The 18899-nt window shown below is 74.4% G+C and carries 15 protein-coding genes and 1 tRNA gene; 13 read left to right on the top strand and 3 right to left on the bottom strand.

Annotation, left to right across the window (positions count from 1 at the left end; all coding sequences use genetic code 11):
- Positions 1 to 207 precede the first annotated feature (207 nt).
- A complete protein-coding gene (locus tag WDV86_RS05895; RefSeq protein ID WP_445262961.1) occupies positions 208 to 1626 on the top strand; it encodes a helix-turn-helix domain-containing protein in 1419 nt (472 codons plus the stop codon).
- 104 nt (positions 1627 to 1730) lie between these two features.
- Here WDV86_RS05895 and WDV86_RS05890 read toward each other — a convergent pair whose 3' ends face one another.
- On the bottom strand, positions 1731 to 3056 hold the full coding sequence (locus WDV86_RS05890; protein WP_339566667.1) for an endonuclease/exonuclease/phosphatase family protein: 1326 nt from the start codon (positions 3054 to 3056) through the stop codon (positions 1731 to 1733).
- A 165-nt stretch (positions 3057 to 3221) separates the two neighbouring features.
- Between WDV86_RS05890 and WDV86_RS05885 the strand changes: the two genes are divergently transcribed.
- The 6 genes from WDV86_RS05885 (at position 3222) to WDV86_RS05860 (ending at position 8146) form a co-directional block, all read left to right on the top strand.
- Positions 3222 to 3294 (top strand) — tRNA-Thr (locus WDV86_RS05885).
- A gap of 18 nt (positions 3295 to 3312) precedes the next feature.
- On the top strand, positions 3313 to 3867 hold the full coding sequence (locus tag WDV86_RS05880; RefSeq protein ID WP_339566666.1) for a GNAT family N-acetyltransferase: 555 nt from the start codon (positions 3313 to 3315) through the stop codon (positions 3865 to 3867).
- Between the two features lie 146 nt (positions 3868 to 4013).
- Complete coding sequence (locus WDV86_RS05875) at positions 4014 to 4874, top strand: aldo/keto reductase (RefSeq protein WP_339566665.1); 861 nt, start codon at positions 4014 to 4016, stop codon at positions 4872 to 4874.
- A 136-nt stretch (positions 4875 to 5010) separates the two neighbouring features.
- Entirely contained in the window at positions 5011 to 6306 is a 1296-nt protein-coding gene (locus WDV86_RS05870; RefSeq protein ID WP_339566664.1) for an ABC transporter substrate-binding protein, read from the top strand.
- Positions 6303 to 7253, top strand: a complete 951-nt coding sequence (locus WDV86_RS05865) for a carbohydrate ABC transporter permease (RefSeq protein ID WP_339566663.1) — start codon at positions 6303 to 6305, stop codon at positions 7251 to 7253. Before WDV86_RS05870 ends, WDV86_RS05865 begins: the two co-directional genes overlap by 4 nt.
- 20 nt (positions 7254 to 7273) lie before the next feature.
- Positions 7274 to 8146, top strand: a complete 873-nt coding sequence (locus WDV86_RS05860) for a carbohydrate ABC transporter permease (RefSeq protein ID WP_339566662.1) — start codon at positions 7274 to 7276, stop codon at positions 8144 to 8146.
- 71 nt (positions 8147 to 8217) lie between these two features.
- On the opposite strand, the gene WDV86_RS05855 is transcribed toward WDV86_RS05860, so the two are convergent.
- Together WDV86_RS05855 and WDV86_RS05850 are read right to left on the bottom strand one after the other, a co-directional pair.
- Entirely contained in the window at positions 8218 to 8610 is a 393-nt protein-coding gene (locus tag WDV86_RS05855) for a hypothetical protein (protein WP_339566661.1), read from the bottom strand.
- Between the two features lie 138 nt (positions 8611 to 8748).
- The gene (locus WDV86_RS05850) at positions 8749 to 10272 is read right to left on the bottom strand and encodes a glyceraldehyde-3-phosphate dehydrogenase (protein ID WP_445262952.1); all 1524 of its coding nucleotides are present in this window, start codon (positions 10270 to 10272) and stop codon (positions 8749 to 8751) included.
- A 268-nt stretch (positions 10273 to 10540) separates the two neighbouring features.
- On the opposite strand from WDV86_RS05850, the gene WDV86_RS05845 reads away from it, so the two are divergent.
- From WDV86_RS05845 to WDV86_RS05820, 6 genes are all read left to right on the top strand, one after another.
- Positions 10541 to 11908: a nitrate/nitrite transporter gene (locus WDV86_RS05845; protein ID WP_339566659.1), complete on the top strand. Its 1368-nt coding sequence runs from the start codon at positions 10541 to 10543 to the stop codon at positions 11906 to 11908.
- 15 nt (positions 11909 to 11923) lie between these two features.
- Complete coding sequence (locus tag WDV86_RS05840; RefSeq protein ID WP_339566658.1) at positions 11924 to 14215, top strand: molybdopterin oxidoreductase family protein; 2292 nt, start codon at positions 11924 to 11926, stop codon at positions 14213 to 14215.
- Positions 14212 to 14559: a molybdopterin oxidoreductase gene (locus WDV86_RS05835; protein WP_339566657.1), complete on the top strand. Its 348-nt coding sequence runs from the start codon at positions 14212 to 14214 to the stop codon at positions 14557 to 14559. Before WDV86_RS05840 ends, WDV86_RS05835 begins: the two co-directional genes overlap by 4 nt.
- A complete protein-coding gene (gene nirB, locus WDV86_RS05830; RefSeq protein WP_339566656.1) occupies positions 14559 to 17216 on the top strand; it encodes a nitrite reductase large subunit NirB in 2658 nt (885 codons plus the stop codon). The genes WDV86_RS05835 and nirB overlap by 1 nt, the downstream gene beginning before the upstream one ends.
- Entirely contained in the window at positions 17213 to 17560 is a 348-nt protein-coding gene (locus WDV86_RS05825; RefSeq protein WP_339566655.1) for a Rieske (2Fe-2S) protein, read from the top strand. Before nirB ends, WDV86_RS05825 begins: the two co-directional genes overlap by 4 nt.
- Before the next feature lie 126 nt (positions 17561 to 17686).
- Positions 17687 to 18871 (top strand): uroporphyrinogen-III synthase, encoded by a 1185-nt coding sequence (locus WDV86_RS05820; RefSeq protein WP_339566654.1) that lies wholly within the window; start codon positions 17687 to 17689, stop codon positions 18869 to 18871.
- Positions 18872 to 18899: the final 28 nt, after the last annotated feature.

The raw sequence follows: 18899 nt of genomic DNA, 5'->3' as shown, positions 1-18899 counted from the left end.
GGCGGCAACAATCGCCCAACTTTCTCTCTGAGGGAGAAGTGGAATTCTTGCGGCCAGCGGGTGTCAGACAACGACGCCGCGACGGTGCCGAGGCGGGCGGGGCGCCTCTTGGTACCGTCAAGTGTGGCCAAAGTTGTCGTCAGCGCGCTGCAGCACCTCGGTGAGGACGACGCGCGCGTCCCCGAGCACGCCAGCACGCCCGGGGAGCTGCTGGGGCGCCGGATCCGGCACTACCGGCGCGAGCGCGGGCTGACGCTGCGAGAGCTGGCCGACGCCGTCGGCTCGACGCCGAGCCAGCTGAGCCTGCTGGAGAACGGCCACCGCGAGCCGCGCCTGTCGACGGTGCAGGCGGTCGCGGCGGCCCTGGGGGTCAGCGCCGCCGTCCTGCTCGAGCCGGCGCCGCCGCCGGACCGCCGGGCGGAGCTGGAGCTGGAGCTGGCGCGGGCCCAGCGCAGCCACCTCTTCGCGAGCCTGGACGTGCCGGAGGTCCGTGCGGGTCGCCGTCTGCCGATGGACGCGCTGGAGGCGCTCGTGGGCCTGCACGCCGAGCTCGCCCGGCGCGAGAGCGCGCTGACGGCCTCGCCGGAGGAGGCGCGGCGCGCCAACACGGAGCTGCGGCTGCTGATGCAGGAGCACGACAACTTCCTGCCCGAGATCGAGGAGCTCGCCGAGGAGGCCGTCGCTGCCGCGGGCTACGCGGGCGGGGCGCTGACGCACCGCGCGGTCACGCGGATGGCGTCGGCGCTAGGCCTCGAGGTCGTCCACGTCGACGACCTGCCAGGGTCGACACGGACGGTCACCGACCTGCGCAACGGACGGATCTACCTCCCGCCGGCGTCGATCCCCGGCGGGCACGGGCTGCGGTCGCTGGCGCTGCAGGCCCTGGCCCACCGCGTCCTCGGCCACGAGCACCCCGTCAGCCACCCCGACTTCCTGCGCCAGCGTGTCGAGATCAGCTACTTCGCCCAGGCCTGCCTGCTGCCGAGGTCGGCGGCGCTGGAGCACCTCACGGCCGCCAAGGCGGCGCGTGACCTCGCGGTCGAGGACCTGCGCGACGCCTTCGGCGTCACCCACGAGGCCGCGGCCCACCGCCTCACCAACCTGGCCACGCACGACCTGGACATCCCGCTGCACTTCCTGCGGGTGCGCTCGGACGGTGCGCTGCTGCGCGGCTACGTCGGGGACGGGCTGCCGCTGCCGGCGGCCGAGGACGGCACCATCGAGGGGCGTCGGGTCTGCCGGCGCTGGACGGCACGGACGGTCTTCGGCGAGACGGACCGGACGACGGAGAACTACCAGTACACCGACACCCCGGCAGGGACCTACTGGTGCTCGAGCCAGGTGGGGGAGAGCACGTCGGGAGCCTTCTCCGTCACCGTCGGCGTCCCCTTCGCCCACGCGCGGTGGTTCCGTGGCCGCGACACCTCGGTGCGCCGCCGCTCGACGTGCCCGGGCGCAGGCTGCTGCCAGCAGCCGACGGCCTCCCAGCGCCGCGACTGGCAGCACCAGGCCTGGCCGAGCGCCCGGCTGGCCTCGCACGTCGTCACGCCGCTGCCCGCGGGACCGTTCTTCGGTGTCGACGAGCGTGAGGTCTACGCCTTCCTGTCCCGGCACGACCCGGGGTGACCCGAGGCCCCCCCTCGCGATGTGTGACCTCGTCGCGGAGGTGGCGCGGCCGCTTCTGCGCGATGTGTGACCTCGTCGCGGACGAGGTGCGGGAGAGCGCGCCCTCAGGACCCCGCGACGTCCGGGCCGGGCAGGCGACCGGCGCCCGGGACGGTCGCGTCGACCCAGACGAGCCGGTGGTCGGACGTCGGGAAGGGGAAGGTGCCGACGAGGCGGAACAGCGGGTCCTCCTCCAGCGGCCAGAAGACGCCGGAGCCGGTGACCCGCATGTCGCGCCGCGGCAGCACGTAGTCGACCCGGAGGTTGCCGGGCGGGTCGCCGAAGTCCGCGGTGTCCGTGCTCGCGGGCCCGACGTGGTCGAGGTTCGAGCCGGCCTGCAGCTGCGACTGCTCCAGCGCCCCGCGGCTGGTCGGGGCCGGGTCCTGCACCCGCGGCGCGTCGAGCAGCTGCTGGATGGCCCCGGGCACGCTGTCGCCGTCGGCGGGGTCGGCGTTGAGGTCGCCCATGACGACGAACTGCTCGCGCACGGGCAGGCCGCCGCTCACGCCGTCGTCGTCGTAGACGTAGCCGCCGCGTCCGGGGGTGATGTAGTCGCGCCAGAAGCGGATCTCGTCGGCGTTGCGCAGCCCGTTGCGGTCCTCGGGGCCGTCGAAGGTCGGCGGCGTCGGGTGGCTGGCGAGCACGTGCACGGTGCGCTCGCCGACCTGGACAGGCACGTCCCAGTGGCTCTTGCTCGACAGCCGGAAGACCTCGAGCGCCTCGGGGGAGTAGAAGTCCCCCTCCGCAGGGGTGCTCGGGTCGCTCGGCAGCCGGGCACCGGGCATGTCGACCCACCGGAAGGTCGCGAAGGTGCGGACCTCGTCCTCGACGACGGGGTGCTGGGAGAGCAGCGCCATGCCGTACTGCCCGGGGAAGAAGCCGAAGCCGAAGGCGTCGCCGGGGCCGCCGACGCTGCCGTCGCCGTCGAGGTCGACGCCCGACGGGACGCCGGTGTTGGACTCGTCGACGAAGGAGTACGGGTAGCTGATGGGCTCCGCGCCGCCCTGGGAGACGCCGAGGTAGTCCTCCACGAAGACCCGCAGGGCCTCAGGGTCGTAGTCGACCTCGTTGAGCAGCAGCACGTCCGGGCGCGTCCGCTGGATGACCTCGGCGACGTCGCGGGCCTGCTGGTCGCCGGCCTGCAGGTCGGCGAGCAGCTGCCCTTGCTCGGGGCGGTTGAGCGAGACGTTGTACGTGGCGAAGCGCAGCACCGTCCGGTACGGGGCCCCAGCGGGCGGGGGGAGGGTGCCGGCCACGCTGCTCCTCAGCTGCTCGCGCTCAGCCCGCGGCGGCGGGTCCGCCGCGGCTGCGGACGCCGCCGGCAGGGCTAGGGCGGAGACGACGAGCGCAGGACCGACGAGCGCGGCGACGGCCAGGCGGGGGCGGCGCACGTCGTCCTCCTCGATCGGCTGGCCGCCGGTGCCCGGCGCGGTCGCGCCCACTCTGGTGCGACCGCCGCCCGACCTCAAGACCCTGACGGGGAAGATCCTTCGTCCGTCCGGGTCGACCAGGTGTCTCGCTAGGCTCTCGGCGGACCCGGTGCCCGCGCCGGGCCGGCCGGCATGGCGCAACTGGTAGCGCACCCGACTTGTAATCGGGCGGTTCTCGGTTCGAGTCCGAGTGTCGGCTCGCGAGGGAGGTGAGGACGTGCCCGAGCCGGACGACGTCCCCCGCGCAGCTGTCGTGCCCTTCGACCTCCCCCAGGACGTCGATCTCCTCACCGACTTCCTCACCGCTGCGCCCTGGCCGTTCCACGTCCGCTCGCGGTCGACGGCCGAGGACGTGCGCCGCAGCGTGGACGAGGGCCGCTGGTCCGGCGCGACGACGTCGTCCTGGTGGGTGCTCGTCGGCGTCGTCCGCGCCGGGCTGCTGCGGCTGGACGACGTCGGGGACGGCACACCGCTCTTCGACCTGCGGGTCGACGCGGGTCACCGTGGTCGCGGGGTGGGGACGGCGGCGGTGCGGTGGGCGGCCGAGCACCTCTTCACCCGGGAGCCCGGGCTGACGCGTGTGGAGGCGACGACCCGCGTGGACAACGCCGCGATGCGCCGGGTGCTGGGTCGGTGCGGCTTCGTGCAGGAGTCGCAGTGGCGCGCCTCGTGGCCGGACGACGCCGGCGGCGTCCACGACGGCGTCGGCGACGGGCTGCTGCGCACGGACTGGCTCTCGGGCACGACGACGCCGGTCGACTGGTCGCGCTGAGCGAGGACCGGCGGGCTGGTGCTGCGCCGAGGTGGAGGTCGTGGTCGCCATCTGGCGCAGAAGCTCGCCACGACCTCCATCTCGACGAGGACGGCGGCCGGGCCGGCGACTGGCGGACGTCCGGCACGGGGTCCAGGGTCGAGGGCATGGAGCAGCGAACCCTGGGAAGCCGGATGGTGTCCGCGATCGGGCTCGGCGCGATGCCGATGTCCATCGAGGGGCGGCCGGACCGTGAGCGCGCCGTCGCGACCATCCACGCCTCGCTCGACGCCGGCGTGACCCTGATCGACACCGCAGACGCCTACCACCGCGACGCCGGTGAGGTCGGGCACAACGAGGAGCTGGTCGCCGAGGCCCTGCGCAGCTACGGCGGTGACACCTCCGGCGTCGTCGTCGCGACCAAGGGCGGGCACACCCGGCCAGGCGACGGGTCGTGGGCGCAGGACGGCCGGCCCGAGCACCTCACGGCGGCCGCGAAGGCGTCGGCGCGGCGCCTCGGCGTCGACACCGTCAGCCTCTACCAGTTCCACCGCCCCGACCCCGACGTCCCCTACGCGGACTCGATCGGCGCGCTGTCCGAGCTGCTCGACGAAGGCGTCATCGCGATGGCGGGCATCTCCAACGCCTCGGTCGAGCAGGTCGACGAGGCGAACGCCGTCCTGGGCGGGCGCCTGGTGTCGGTGCAGAACCAGTTCTCGCCGGCGTTCCGGTCCAGCCGTGGCGAGCTCGACCACTGCGCCGCCCTCGGCATCGCCTTCCTGCCGTGGAGCCCGCTCGGCGGCATCGCCAAGGCGGCCGAGCTGGGCAGCGCCCACTCGGTGTTCAAGGAGGTCGCCGACGCCCACGGCGTCAGCCCGCAGCAGCTCACGCTCGCGTGGGAGCTGGCGCTGGCGCCCGTCGTCATCCCCATCCCCGGATCCTCGCGCCCGGAGTCGGCGACGAGCTCCGCCGGGGCCGCCGGGCTGGAGCTCTCCGCCGACGACGTCGCCCGGCTCAGCGCGGCCTGACGCGAGACGACTCCTCTCCGGCGGGCTACCGTTGCGCCGCCCGGCACGCCGACCGTCTCCGCCGGGCGTCCCGCCCCCTGAGCCCGGGCGCCCACGACCGCCCGCGCGCCCCGCGGCGGCGGGTCAGGAGGCACCCATGGACATCACCCGACGCCGGCTCCTCGGGGCCGCCGGCGCGCTCGCCCTGCCCGCCGCGCTCGGCGGGTGCGGTGGCTTCTCGACCTCAGGCGGGTCCGCGAGCGGCGGCGAGGGCACCGTCAGCTTCACGACGTGGGGGACCGACGCCGAGGTGGCGGGGCTGCGCTCGGCGATCAGCCGCTTCGAGGAGGGCTCGGGCGCGACCGTCGCCCTTAACGTCGTGCCGTACGAGCAGATGTTCTCCAACATCGACGCGCAGATCCAGGCCGGCAACCCGCCCGACGTCTTCCGGGTGCCGTACTACACCTTCGGCAGCTACGCCGGCGCCGGGCAGCTGCTCGACCTCTCCCCGTACCTGGAGAGCAGCTTCGCCGACCGGTTCACCCCGCAGGCCTGGGCGGCCGTGCAGAACGGCGGCGCCCCCTTCGGCGTCCCGCACCACACCGACACGTCGGTGATCCTCTACAACCGCGCGATGCTGGCCGACGCCGGCATCACCGACGTGCCGGCGACGCTCGAGGACGCCTGGACCTGGGACCAGCTCGCCGAGGTGGCGACGACGCTGCGCGAGGCGATGCCGCCGGAGCGGTACCCCTTCGCCTACAACTGGCAGGGCAACGGCGTCACCCGCTGGCTGTCGTGGCTCTTCCAGGCCGACGGGCGCTTCCTCACCGAGGACCTCGCGGGACCGGCCATCGACTCCGACGCGGGCAGGGCGGCCGTCGAGTTCACGCAGAGCTTCTTCGCCCAGGGCTGGGTGCCGCCCAACGACACGATCACCTCCTCCACCTACGCGAGCGACACCTGGTACGCCCAGACCGTCGCGATGGTCTGGGCCGGCGCCTTCCTCGTGCCGGACGCCGAGGCGACGCTGGACTTCGAGTGGGGCGCCACCTTCGCCCCGCAGCAGGTGCGCGGCGGCGGGGACTTCGGCGGCAACGCGCTCGTCGCCACGGCCGGGGCGTCCGACCCCGAGCTCGTCGCGGCCTTCCTCACCTCGGTCACCGAGGAGGAGTCGATGCGCGAGTTCTGCGTGGGCGCCTCGCTGCTGCCGACGCGGGCCGACCTCGTGGAGCAGGGCATCGAGTTCGACGTCCGGCCCGACCTCTCGCCCGTCTTCGTCGGGCAGGCCTCGGTCGTGCAGCCCGAGGACTCGGGCCAGGTCGCGAGCCCCGACATGGCCTCGATCATCACCGTGCTGCAGGACCAGCTGGAGGCGGCCTTCGTCGGCGGCCAGGACGTCGAGACGACGGTCACCGGCCTGTCCGAGGGCATCGCCGCGGCGGTGGCGTGACGTCGCTGGCGCAGGCCGGCGCCCCCGCGCCGGCCGAGCCCGCGCGACGTCGCCCCCGCCGCGGCCGGGCCCGGGACGCCTCGCCGGGGGAGTCGCTCGCGGCCTACGGCTTCCTCGCCCCCAACCTGGTGCTGCTCGGGCTCTTCGTGCTCCTGCCCCTGGTGTGGGCGGTGTGGATCAGCACCCAGCAGACCGACGGCTTCGGCGCCGGCGACTTCGTCGGCGCGGACAACTACGCGCGCCTCGTCTCCGACGGGCAGTTCTGGCGCGCCGTCGTCAACACCGTCCTCTTCACGACGCTGGTGACCCCGACGGCGATGGCGCTCGGGCTGGGTGCCGCGGTGCTGCTCGACGGCGCGCTGCCGGGGCGCGGCGTCATCCGCTCGGTGCTCATCCTGCCGATGGCCGTCTCGGGCGTGGCGACGGCGCTCATCGGCGTCCTCGTCTTCGACGAGAACAGCGGTGTGCTGGACGGCGTCCTGCGCGCGCTCGGGCTGCCCGACGTCGCGTGGCAGTCCGGCGGCGCGGGCGCCTTCGCCTCGGTCGTCCTCGTGACGCTGTGGTGGCGCGTCGGCTTCAACATGCTCATCTACCTCGCGGCGCTGCAGGGCGTGGGCTCGCACCTGCACGAGGCGGCGACGCTCGACGGCGCCTCGGCGTGGCAGCGGTTCCGCTACGTCACCGTGCCGATGGTCGGGCCGGCGACCTTCTTCCTGCTCGTCATGAACGTCATCTACTCCTTCCAGGTCTTCGACATCGTCTTCGTCATGACGGGCGGTGGGCCCCAGGACGCGACGTCGGTCCTCGTCACCTACGCCTACGAGAACGGCTTCGTCACCCGCGACCAGGGCTACGCGGCCGCCATCGGCGTCGTCCTGCTGCTGCTGACGCTCGCCTTCACCGCCGTGCAGTGGCGCACGAGCCGGACCCGGGACCTCACCGAGTGAGCGCCCCGACGAGGCGGCCCGTGCCGACGCCGGCGACCAGCCCCCGGACCCCTGCGCCGGGTCTGGCCCGTCGTCGCCGTGAGCGCCGCCTGCTCGTGGCCCGCACGGCTGGTGCGGTGCTCGTGGCGCTCGTCGTCCTCGCGCCGCTGTACTGGATGGTCGTCGTCGCCCTGTCGACGCGGGCGGAGCTGCTCGGCGGCCAGCTGCGGCTGGTGCCGCGCTCGCTCACGCTGGAGAACTTCGAGCGGGTGCTCACGGCGTTCCCGGTCATGACGTGGTTCGGCAACTCGGTCGCCATCGCGCTGGTGACGTCGGCGATCACCGTCGTCGTCAACCTGCTCGCCGGATACGCCTTCGCCCAGCTGCGCTTCCGCGGCTCGTCGGTGGTCTTCCTGCTGGCGCTCTCGACCCTCATGCTGCCCGTGCAGGTGATCATGGTGGCGCTGTTCCGCCTCGTCACCGACCTCGGGATCTACGGCAGCTACTGGGCCGTCATCCTGCCCTCGGCCGCGTCGGCCTTCGGCATCTTCCTGGCGCGCCAGTTCATCCTCGGAATCCCGCGGGAGCTGGTCGAGGCCGCCCGGATCGACGGCGCCGGGCACCTGCGGGTCTTCCTGCAGGTGGTGCTGCCGCTGTGCCGGCCGCTGCTCGCGGTGCTGTTCTTCATGGCGCTGCTGCAGACGTGGAACGACTTCGCCTGGCCGCTCATCGCCCTGCGCGACAACGCGCTGTTCACCCTGCCCATCGGGCTGCTCTACCTGCAAGGCCAGTTCGGTGCCGACTACGGCGGGACCATGGCCTTCGCCCTGCTCAGCGTGACGCCGATGGTCGTGCTCTTCCTCCTCTTCCAGCGCTACTTCGTCCAGGGCTTCGCGCGCAGCGGCATCCGGTGAACCCGCCCCAGCTCTGAGGCGCCGTCAGCGCAGGGCCGGCATGTCTCTCAGCGCCGGGTCCGGCAGAGCGCTCAGCGCCGGGTCCGGCGACGTCGCACGAAGGGCACCATCGCGACGACGGTGGCCACCTGCAGCACGAGGCTGACGACGAAGAAGGCCGACCAGCCGTACCGGTAGTCCTCGGGCAGCCCCGTCGTCCGGCTGAGGACGCCGAAGACGGTCATGCCGACCGCCGCCAGCGCCGCGAGCACGGCGACGAGGCCGCGCAGCCGAGCCGCCGCGGGGACGGCGAGGACCACGGCGGCCGCGAGCATCGACGCCCCGCCGAGCCCGGTGAGCACCCCGACCCACGTCTCCTCCTCGAGCGTGGCGGGCGTGATCTGCAGGTGCAGGCCCCCGGTCACGACGAGCAGCACGACGGCGGCGACGACGACGACGCCCGGCGGGCGGGGAGCGGCGCTCATCCACCCATGCTGTGGGCGCGGTGCCGGCCGTGCCCGGCGGGGCGACCTCGTGCGGCGGCGCCGACCGGCCCTGACCACGGCGCCGTCGGAGGACGGCGCCGTCGGCACCTGGTCGTCCCCGCAGTCCCGGGGTGGGACTCAGGCGCTGGTGCCCGCCAGGTCGGGCTCGCGGACCGGCTCGGGGTCGGCGCCCGACGGCGCGGTGGTCGTCGGCCGTGCCATCTCCTCCAGCACGCGCACGACCTGGTGGCTGTAGCCGTACTCGTTGTCGTACCAGACGTAGAGGACGACGTCGCGGCCGTCGGCGAGCGTCGCGAGCCCGTCGACGACGCCGGCCTGCTGGGAGCCGAGGAAGTCCGTGGACACCACCTCGGGGGAGGAGATGTAGCCGACCTGGCGGCGCAGCGGACCGTGCAACGAGGTGCGGCGCAGGAGGTCGTTGAGCTCCTCGACGGTCGTCGGGCGCTCCAGCCGCAGGGCGAGGACGGCGAGGGAGACGTCGGGCGTCGGCACCCGGATCGCGCTGCCGGTGAGCCTGCCGGCCAGCGCCGGCAGCGCCTTGGCGACGGCCTTGGCGGCGCCGGTCTCGGCGATGACCATGTTGAGCGTCGCCGCGCGCCCCCGCCGTGCGCCCCGGTGGTAGTTGTCGATGAGGTTCTGGTCGTTGGTGAAGGAGTGCACCGTCTCCAGGTGGCCGTGCTCGACGCCGAAGCGCTCCTGGAGGACGTGCAGCACCGGCGTGATGGCGTTCGTCGTGCACGAGGCCGCCGTGACGACCGGGTGGTCGCCGACGTCGGCCATGTTGATGCCCGCGACGACGTTCGGCAGGTCGCCCTTGCCGGGCGCCGTCAGCAGCACCCGGGCGACGCCGGGGCTGCGCAGGTGCTGGGAGAGACCCTCGGCGTCGCGCCAGCGGCCGGTCGTGTCGACGACGAGCGCGTCGTCGATGTCGTGCGCCGGGTAGTCCACCGCCGCGGGGTCGCTGGCGTGGAGGACCTGGATGAGCGTGCCGTTGGCGAGGATGGTCTGGGCCTCGTGGTCGACCGTGATGGTGCCGCGGAAGGGCCCGTGCACCGAGTCCCGGCGCAGCAGGCTCGCCCGCTTGGTGAGGTCCTCCGGGCCGCCCGGGCGCACCACGACGGCGCGCAGCCGCAGCGACGCGGCGGGGCCGGCGTGCTCGACGAGGATCCGGGTGACGAGCCGACCGATGCGCCCGAACCCGTAGACCACGACGTCGCGCGGCGGTCGCCGCTCGCCGGCGCCACCGCCGACCCGGTCGCCGAGCCGCCGGCGGACCATGGCCTCGAGGTCGCCGCCCTGGGCCCGGTGCTCGGCGAGCACCTTGCCGACGTCCACCGAGCCGGGGGCCAGGTCCAGGTCCATGAGCACGCGCAGCAGGGCGTGCGTGTCGTCCAGCGGCAGCTCGTCGCCGTCGGCGTGCCGGGCGAAGCGGTGCGCCTTGACGAGGCCGACGGGGGACAGGCCCGCGAGCCCCCGGCCGTGGACCGAGAGGACGACGCCGTGCTCTCGGTGCAGCCGCCCGACGAGGGGCACGAGCTCCTCGGCCACCGACAGCGATCGCGACCACGCGTCGAGGGATCTCTGGTGGGACTCGGTCGGCACGCGTGCTCCTTCGCTCGACGGTCCTCCGACCCTAGGCATCGCGCCGAGGGACGCCGACCCGGAGGGACCCCCGACCGACGTGTTCCTCGTCACGTCGCCGTCCCGGCGACGACGGGCACCGGTGCCCGGCCGTCGTCGCGACCACCTCTCGGCTAGCCCGGACGGGTGAGAGAAGTCGTTGCCGTAGTCGTCACACGCGGCCACGTGCCTGAAACGCGCCGTTCCTAGCGTCGTCGACGCTGGCGCCGTGGCCGGGGGGTGCAGCGGTCGCCCACGTCCCCGGGCGGCTCGACGACAGGAGTGCGGCATGGCCGTCCAGACCGACGAGCGTGACCCGGCGGGTCGCCTGGGGACCATCGCCGACCCCCGCCCGGGGCGGTGGGTCGACACCTACGACCCCGAGGACACCGAGCAGTGGGCCCGCGGCGGCGGACGCCAGCTGGCCCGGCGCAACCTCTTCTTCTCCATCGTCGCCGAGTTCCTCGGCTTCACGGTCTGGCAGCTGTGGAGCATCTCGGCCCCCTTCCTGCTGGCTGCGGGCACCTACGGCCTCACGCAGGACCTCGTCTTCTGGCTCATCGCCGTCCCCAACCTCGTCGGCGCGACGCTGCGCTTCCCGTACTCCTTCGCCGTCGGACGGTTCGGCGGCCGCAACTGGACGATCATCTCCGCGCTGCTGCTGGTGGTCCCGTGCCTGGGGCTCGTGTACGTCGTCTACAACCCCGGGACGCCCTTCTGGCTGATGCTGCTGCTGGCGGCGACGGCCGGCTTCGGCGGCGGCAACTTCGCCTCGAGCATGAGCAACATCTCCTACTTCTTCCCCGAGCGGGAGAAGGGGAGCGCCCTGGGCCTCAACGCGGCCGGCGGCAACATCGGCGTCCCCGTCATCCAGGCCGTCGCCCCGCTCGTCATCGTCGGGGGTGCGGCGCTGACGACGGCGAGGCCGGCCATCGCGCTCATCCCGCTGTCGGTCCTCGCGGCGGTCCTCGCGTGGCGCTTCATGGACAACCTCAGCGACGCGAAGGCCGACGGCGGGGCGTGGAGGCTGGCCGGCAAGGACCGGCACACGTGGATCATGTCCTTCCTCTACATCGGGACCTTCGGTTCCTTCATCGGGTACTCCAGCGCCTTCCCGTCCCTCATCCAGAACCAGTTCCCCGTCATCCCGATCGGGCTCGCCTTCCTGGGGCCGCTCGCCGGGGCGCTCATCCGCCCGGTCGGAGGCAAGCTCTCCGACCGGGTCGGGGGCTCGATCGTCACCGTCGCGTCCTTCGCCCTCCTGGGGCTCGGTGCGCTCGGGGCCATCCTCGCCATCAGCACCGGCAGCGCCCTGCTCTTCTTCCTCTCCTTCGTCGTCCTCTTCCTCGCCAGCGGCATCGGCAACGGCTCGACGTACCGGATGATCCCGGTCATCTTCCGGCGCGGCGTCCAGGCGGGAGACCGCGCCGCCACGGTCACCGCCAAGCGGACGGCGGCGGCCTGCATCGGCATCGCCGCCGGGATCGGGGCCTACGGCGGCTTCTTCATCCCGCGCGGCTTCGCGACCTCGCTCGGCAGCTTCGGGTCGCTCGTCCCCGCGCTCGTCGCCCTCATCGGCTTCTACGTGGTCTGCATCCTCGTCACCGTCGTCGTCTACGCCCGCAGGGGCGCGCTCGGCATGAGCGAGCGGATCTGAGGTGACGACGACACCGTGACGACGACCACCGCGCCCGCCGGTCGCCCGACCCTCCCGCTCGCGGAGGCCCGGGCGGCCGGCCCGGCCGAGCGCCGGACCACCCGCACCCACTGCCCCTACTGCTCGCTGCAGTGCGGCATCAGGCTCACGGCCGGTGGGCGTCCGGCCGAGATCGAGCCGGACGACTTCCCGACCAACAAGGGCGGGCTCTGCTCGAAGGGATGGACGGCCGCCGAGCTGCTCGACCACCCCGAACGGCTGCTCACCCCGCTGGTGCGGGAGGTGCACGGGGACCGGGCCAGCCCGCTGCGGCCGGCGAGCTGGGAGGAGGCCCTCGACCGCGTCGTCGGCGCGGTCCGGGAGACCCAGGCGCGGTACGGCCGCGACGGCGTCGGCTGCTTCGGCGGCGGCGGCATGACGAACGAGAAGGCCTACGCCCTGGGCAAGTTCGCCCGGGTCGCGCTGCGCACCTCGGCCATCGACTACAACGGCCGCTTCTGCATGTCCTCGGCCGCCGGTGCGCTCAACAAGGCCTACGGCGTCGACCGCGGGCTTCCCTTCCCCCTGGAGGACCTGGCCGGTGTCGACGCGCTGATGCTCGTCGGCGGCAACCCGGCCGCGACGATGCCGCCGGCGATGCAGCACCTGGACGCCGCGCGCGCCCGCGGCGCCACGCTCGTCGTGGTCGACCCGCGGCGCACCGCGACGGCCAAGGGCGCGACCCTGCACCTCGCCCCGGTGCCGGGCACCGACCTGGCGCTCGCCCTGGGCATGCTGCACGTGGCCCGTCGCGACGGGCTCGTCGACGAGGACTACGTCGCGGCCCGCACCACCGGTTACGACGCGGCGGCCTCCGCGGCGAGCAGCTGGTGGCCAGACCGCGTGGAGCGCACGACGGGCGTGCCCGTCGCCGACCTCGAGCGTGCCGTCCACCTGCTCGCCGAGGCCGAGCGGGCGGTCGTCCTGTCCGCCCGCGGGGCCGAGCAGCACGCCGGCGGCACCGACACCGTGCTCGGCTTCTCCAACCTCGCCCTGGCCCTCGGCCTGCCGGGCACCCCCGGCTCCGGCTTCGGGACGACGACGGGCCAGGGCAACGGCCAGGGCGGCCGAGAGCACGGCATGAAGGCCGACCAGCTGCCCGGCTACCGGATGCTCGCCGACCCCGCCGCCCGCGCCCACGTCGCCGGCGTCTGGGGCGTCGATCCCGACGACCTGCCCGCCCCCGGCCTGTCCGCCTTCGAGATGCTCGACCGCTGCGGCACCGAGGGCGGCGTCCGCACGCTGCTCGTCCTCGCGTCCAACATCGCGGTCTCGGCGCCCGACCGCGAGCGCGTCACAGCGCGCCTCGCGGCGCTGGACACCCTCGTCGTCGCCGACTTCTTCCTCTCCGAGACGGCCGCGCTCGCCGACGTCGTCCTGCCGACCGCCCAGTGGGCCGAGGAGGGCGGCACCATGACCAACCTCGAGGGCCGGGTGATCCTGCGGCGCAAGGCGATCGACCCGCCCGACGGCGTGCTCGACGACCTCGGGATCCTGCGCGCCCTGGCCGACCGCCTCGGGGTCGAGCGCGGCTTCCCCACCGAGCCGGAGGAGGTCTTCGCCGAGCTCCGGCGCGCCAGCTCCGGCGGCAAGGCCGACTACGCCGGCATCACCTACGCGCGGCTCGACGCCGAGGACGGCGTCTTCTGGCCCTGCCCGGCGCCCGCGGCGGTACCAGGCGAGCAGGACGAGCCGCACCCGGGCACGCCGCGGATGTTCCTCGACGGCTTCCCGACGCCCGACGGGCGGGCCCGCTTCGTCCGTGTGGACTTCCGGCCCCGCGCGGAGCAGCCCGACGCCACCTACCCCTACGTCCTGACGACCGGCCGCACGATGACGCAGTACCAGTCGGGGGCGCAGACCCGGCGGGTGCGCCAGCTCCTCATGGCCGACCCCGACGCCCGCGCCGAGCTGCACCCCGACCTCGCGGCGCGCCACGGCGTCGCCGACGGCGACCTCGTGCGGCTGGAGACCCGCCGTGGCCGCGCGGTCTTCCGCGCGAGGGTCACCGACGGCGTCGTGCGCGGGACGGTGTTCGTCCCCTTCCACTGGGCCGGCCTGAGCGGGGCCAACAGCCTCACCGACGCCCGGCTCGACCCGACGTCCCGGATGCCGGAGTTCAAGGCCTGCGCCGTACGCCTGGAGCGCGCCGGCGGCCCCGACGACCTCGACCTGTCCGCCGAGCCGCCGGCACCCACGGCGGCGGCCAGGGCACCCGAGACCGACCAGACCACCACCGCAGAACCGATCCCCGGAGGTTCCCGATGAGCTCGACGTTCCGCTTCCTGCAGGGCGTCCACCCCTTCGAGGGCGAGGGGCTGGAGAAGCCCGTCGCCCTCGACGCCGCCCTCCGCTACGTCGTCCCTGACGGCGCCCGCGCGCAGGTCCTCTACTTCCGTGGCGGCAACTCCTCGCCCGAGCTCGCGGTCGTCGTCCTCCTGCGCGGCGGGGTGCCGATGCGGTACTTCCCCGTCGCCGCGCGCGGCGACGTCCACGTGCCGCTGCGGGTCGTCGAGGACGTCGAGGCGGGCGAGACCCTGGAGCTGCGGGTCGCCGCCCCCGAGGGCGTGTCCGGCACCGTCGTGGTCGACCTGGGCCTGGTGGAGGTCTGATGGCGGCTGAGGTGGGCCAGCGGGCCGTGGACGGCGCGACGGCCGGGACGACGGCCACCGCCGACGTGCCCGCGCCGCGCCGCGGCGGCACGGGCGGCCGGCGACGCCTGGTCGTCGTCGGCAACGGCATGGCGGGCGCGCGCACGCTGGAGGAGCTGCTGGAGCGCGGCGGCGGGGAGATGTTCGACATCACCGTCTTCGGCGAGGAGCCCTACGGCAACTACAACCGGATCCTCCTCAGCCACGTGCTCGCGGGCGAGGACGACGAGTCCGGCATCGTGATGAACCCGCTGGAGTGGTACGCCGAGAACGGCATCGACCTGCGCTGCGGCGTCCGGGTCGACCGGGTGGACGTGCACGCCCGCGAGGTGGTCGACGAGACCGGCGCGACCACCCCCTACGACGTCCTCGTGCTGGCCACGGGCAGCAGCCCGCGGATCCCGCCCATGGAGGGCGTGCGGCGCGAGGACGGCAGCCTGCTGCCCGGCGTCACGGGGTTCCGCGGCATCGACGACACCCGCGGCATGCTCGCCGCGGCCCGCGAGCACGAGCGCGCCGTCGTCGTCGGCGGCGGCCTGCTCGGCCTGGAGGCCGCCCGAGGGCTGCAGGCTCACGGGCTGGACGTCACGGTCGTGCACTCCCCGGCCCACCTGATGAACCAGCAGCTCGACGCCGCCGCCGGCGCGGTGCTGCGCGGCCAGATCGAGGACCTCGGCATCACCGTGCACACCGGGGTCCGCACGTCCGCGGTGACGGGGGAGGGCCGGGTCGACGGCGTCGTCCTCGCCGACGGGCGCCGGCTGGACGCCGACATGGTCGTCCTCACCGCGGGCATCACCCCGAACACCCAGCTGGCGCTGGAGGCGGGGCTGACCGTCGAGCGGGCCGTCGTCGTCGACGACCAGATGCGGTGCGTGGACACGCGCGTCGGGGACGGCTCGATGGCCGAGGGGGTCTTCGCCGTCGGCGAGTGCGTGCAGCACCGCGGCGTGGTCTACGGGCTCGTCGCGCCGCTGTGGGAGCAGGCCAGCGTCCTGGCCGACGTGCTGACCGGCGCCGACCCCACCGCCGAGTACCACGGCTCGCGGACCTGCACGAAGCTCAAGGTCGCCGGCGTCGACGTCGCCGCCATGGGGCTGTCCGAGCCCGAGCGCGCCGAGGACGAGTTCGTCGTCTTCTCGGAGTCCTCGCGCGGGGTCTACCAGTCCGTCGTCATCCGCGAGGGCCGCCTGGTCGGGGCGACGCTGCTGGGCGACGTCCGCAAGACCTCGACGCTCCAGCAGGCCTTCGACCGCCAGCTGCCGCTGCCCGAGGAGCGGCTGCGGCTGCTCTTCGACCTCGGGTCCGGCTCGGAGGAGCAGGGCGCCGCCGAGCTCGCCGACGACGCCCAGGTGTGCAACTGCAACGGCGTCAGCAAGGCCACCATCGTCGGCGCCGTCGAGGCGGGCAGCACGAGCGTCAAGGGCGTCATGGACGCCACCCGCGCCGGCAAGGGCTGCGGCTCGTGCAAGAGCCTCGTCAGCCAGATCGTCGAGCTCGCCGCCGACGGCGGGCTCACCGAGGACCCGTCGGCGCACTACTACGTGCCGGGGGTGCCGCTGCGCAAGGACGCCCTCGTCGCGGCCATCCGGGAGCAGCACCTCACGAGCGTGTCCGCCGTCTTCGCGGCGCTCGCGCCCGGCGGCGAGCACGACGCCAAGAGCACGATGGGCCTGACGTCGCTGCTGCGGACGCTGTGGAACGAGGAGTTCGTCGACGAGCGCGGCGGACGCTTCATCAACGACCGCGTGCACGCCAACATCCAGCGCGACGGCACCTTCTCCGTCGTCCCGCAGATGAAGGGCGGCGTGACGACGCCCGACCAGCTGCGGAAGATCGCCGACGTCGCCGAGAAGTACGACGTCGGCATGATCAAGGTGACGGGTGGCCAGCGCATCGACCTCCTGGGCATCAAGAAGGAGGACCTGCCGAAGGTCTGGGCCGACCTCGGGATGCCGTCGGGCTACGCCTACGGCAAGAGCATGCGCACGGTGAAGACGTGCGTGGGCACCGACTTCTGCCGCTTCGGGCTGGGGGACTCGACGACCCTGGGCATCGACATGGAGACGCGCTTCCAGGGCCTGGAGTCCCCGGCCAAGATCAAGATGGGCGTCGTCGGGTGCCCCCGGAACTGCGCGGAGGCCTACGTCAAGGACGTCGGCGTCGTCGCCGTCGGCAACGGGCGCTGGGAGGTCTACGTCGGCGGCGCGGCGGGCGCGAGCGTCCGCAAGGGCGACCTGCTGGCGACCGTGGAGAGCCCCGAGGAGGTCATGACGCTCGTGGGCCGCTTCGTGCAGTTCTACCGCCAGTGGGGCAACTGGCTGGAGCGCACCTACGACTTCGTCCCGCGGATGGGGCTCGAGCGGCTGCAGAAGGTCCTGCTGGAGGACTCCGACGGCATCCTCGCGCAGCTGGACGCCGAGCTGGAGGAGGCCGTCGGGGCCTACCGCGACCCGTGGGCCGAGCGGGCGGAGCCGCGCACGCCGGGGCAGTTCCGCACGGCGCTGCCGCTCGTCCCGCTGCCGCTCGTGCCGCAGCGGCCCGGTGGAGCACCGGGCGGGGTGCTGCCGCAGACGCACTCCAGCTCGGCGGCCGTGCCGGCCGGGGCGCAGGCGTGAGCGCCGCGGCGGAGGCGGCCCCGGAGGTGCTCGGGGGCGTCGACGTGGGGCCGCTGGAGGACTTCGCCGTGCTGGAGGGTCGGGCCGTCGTCGTGCAGGGGCGTCAGGTGGCGGTGTTCCGGCACCGTGACGGGTCCCTCTCGGCGCTGGACGCCGTCTGCTCGCACTCGGGCGGGCCGCTCGCGGACGGGCAGATGGACGACCGCGTCGTCGTGTGCCCGCTGCACCTCAACGTCTTCGAGCTCGCCACGGGCAAGGCGTGCAGCGGCCAGCCGGACATCACGGCGCACACGGCCGCGGTGCACGAGGGGCGGGTGCTCGTCCGGCTCGCCGAGGAGAGGTAGGCCGCTCGCCCGTCGGCCTCGACCTGGCCGGACGGGACCCCACGCACCCCCCGGGCCAGGCACCATGGGGCTCCACCCGCGTCCCAGCCCAGCGAGGCTCGTCCGACCACCAGCCGGAGGCCCGCCATGACCCAGCCCGCGACCCCTGAGGTGACCTCGGACCCGGGCGGCGGACGGCCCGGCGAGCTCGACCGGGAGCAGCTGCTCGGGGTCACGATCGGGGTGACGAGCGACCGCCGCAGCGACGAGCTCGTCGGCACGTTCACGCGGCGCGGGGCGCAGGTGGTGCACGCCCCGACCATGCGGATCGTCCCCGTCACCGAGGACGCCGAGCTCATCGCCGACACCCGTGCCGTCATCGCCGACCCGCCCGAGGTGCTGCTGGCCACGACGGGCATCGGCATGCGCGCCTGGGTGATCGCCGCCGACGCCGCCGGCCTGGCCGAGGAGCTCCTGGCCGTGCTGCAGGGCTGCTACGTCGTGGCGCGCGGGCCGAAGGCGCGCGGTGCGCTGCGGGCGGCGGGCCTGCCCGAGCACTGGGCCGCCCGGAGCGAGAAGACGGCCGAGGCCGTCGACCACCTCGTCGCCGAGGGCGTGGGTGGCCGCTCTGTGCTCGTGCAGCTGCACGGCGCCTCGGGGAGCGGCGAGCTGGACCCGCTACGTCTGGCGGGGGCGCGCGTGCGGACCGTCAGCCCTTACCACTGGCTGCCGCCGCGCGACCCCGCCGCCGTGGACCGCCTGGTCGACGCGACCTGCGCCCGGTCGCTCGACGCCGTCACCTTCACCGCCGCGCCGGCCGCCGCGGCCCTGCTCGACGCGGCGCAGGCGCGGGGTCGGCGCGAGGAGCTCGTGGCAGCGCTGGTCGACGGCCGGCCCGGCGGCAGGGCCGGTGCCGGGGTGCTGGCCTGCGCGGTGGGCGACGTCACGGCCGAGCCGCTGCGGGCCGCCGGGGTGGAGCCGCTGGTGCCGGGCCGCTGGCGCCTCGGCGCCCTGATGCGGGAGCTGTCCGCGCACCTCGTCGAGGAGCCGCGAGCCCGGGCGCGCACGCCCGCGGGCGCGCTCGTCGTCCGGGCCCGGGCGGCCCTGCTGGACGGGCGGCAGCTCGACCTGGCGCCCGGACCGTTGGCCGTGCTGGGCCGCCTCGTGGCGGCCGGTGGCGTCGTCGTCCCCCGGGCCGACCTGCTGGCCGCGCTGCCGTCGGCGACCGACGACCACGCCGTCGACGTCGCCGTCGCGCGGGTGCGCGCCGTCCTGCCAGCGGGTCTCGTGACGACCGTGGTCAAGCGCGGGTACCGGCTGACGACCGCCTGAGGTCGTCGGAGCGGGGGCGCCGGCCGAG

The sequence above is a fragment of the Pseudokineococcus sp. 1T1Z-3 genome, assembly GCF_037482365.1.
Lineage (GTDB): Bacteria > Actinomycetota > Actinomycetes > Actinomycetales > Quadrisphaeraceae > Pseudokineococcus.
This window is presented reverse-complemented; position numbering and strand designations above follow the sequence as displayed.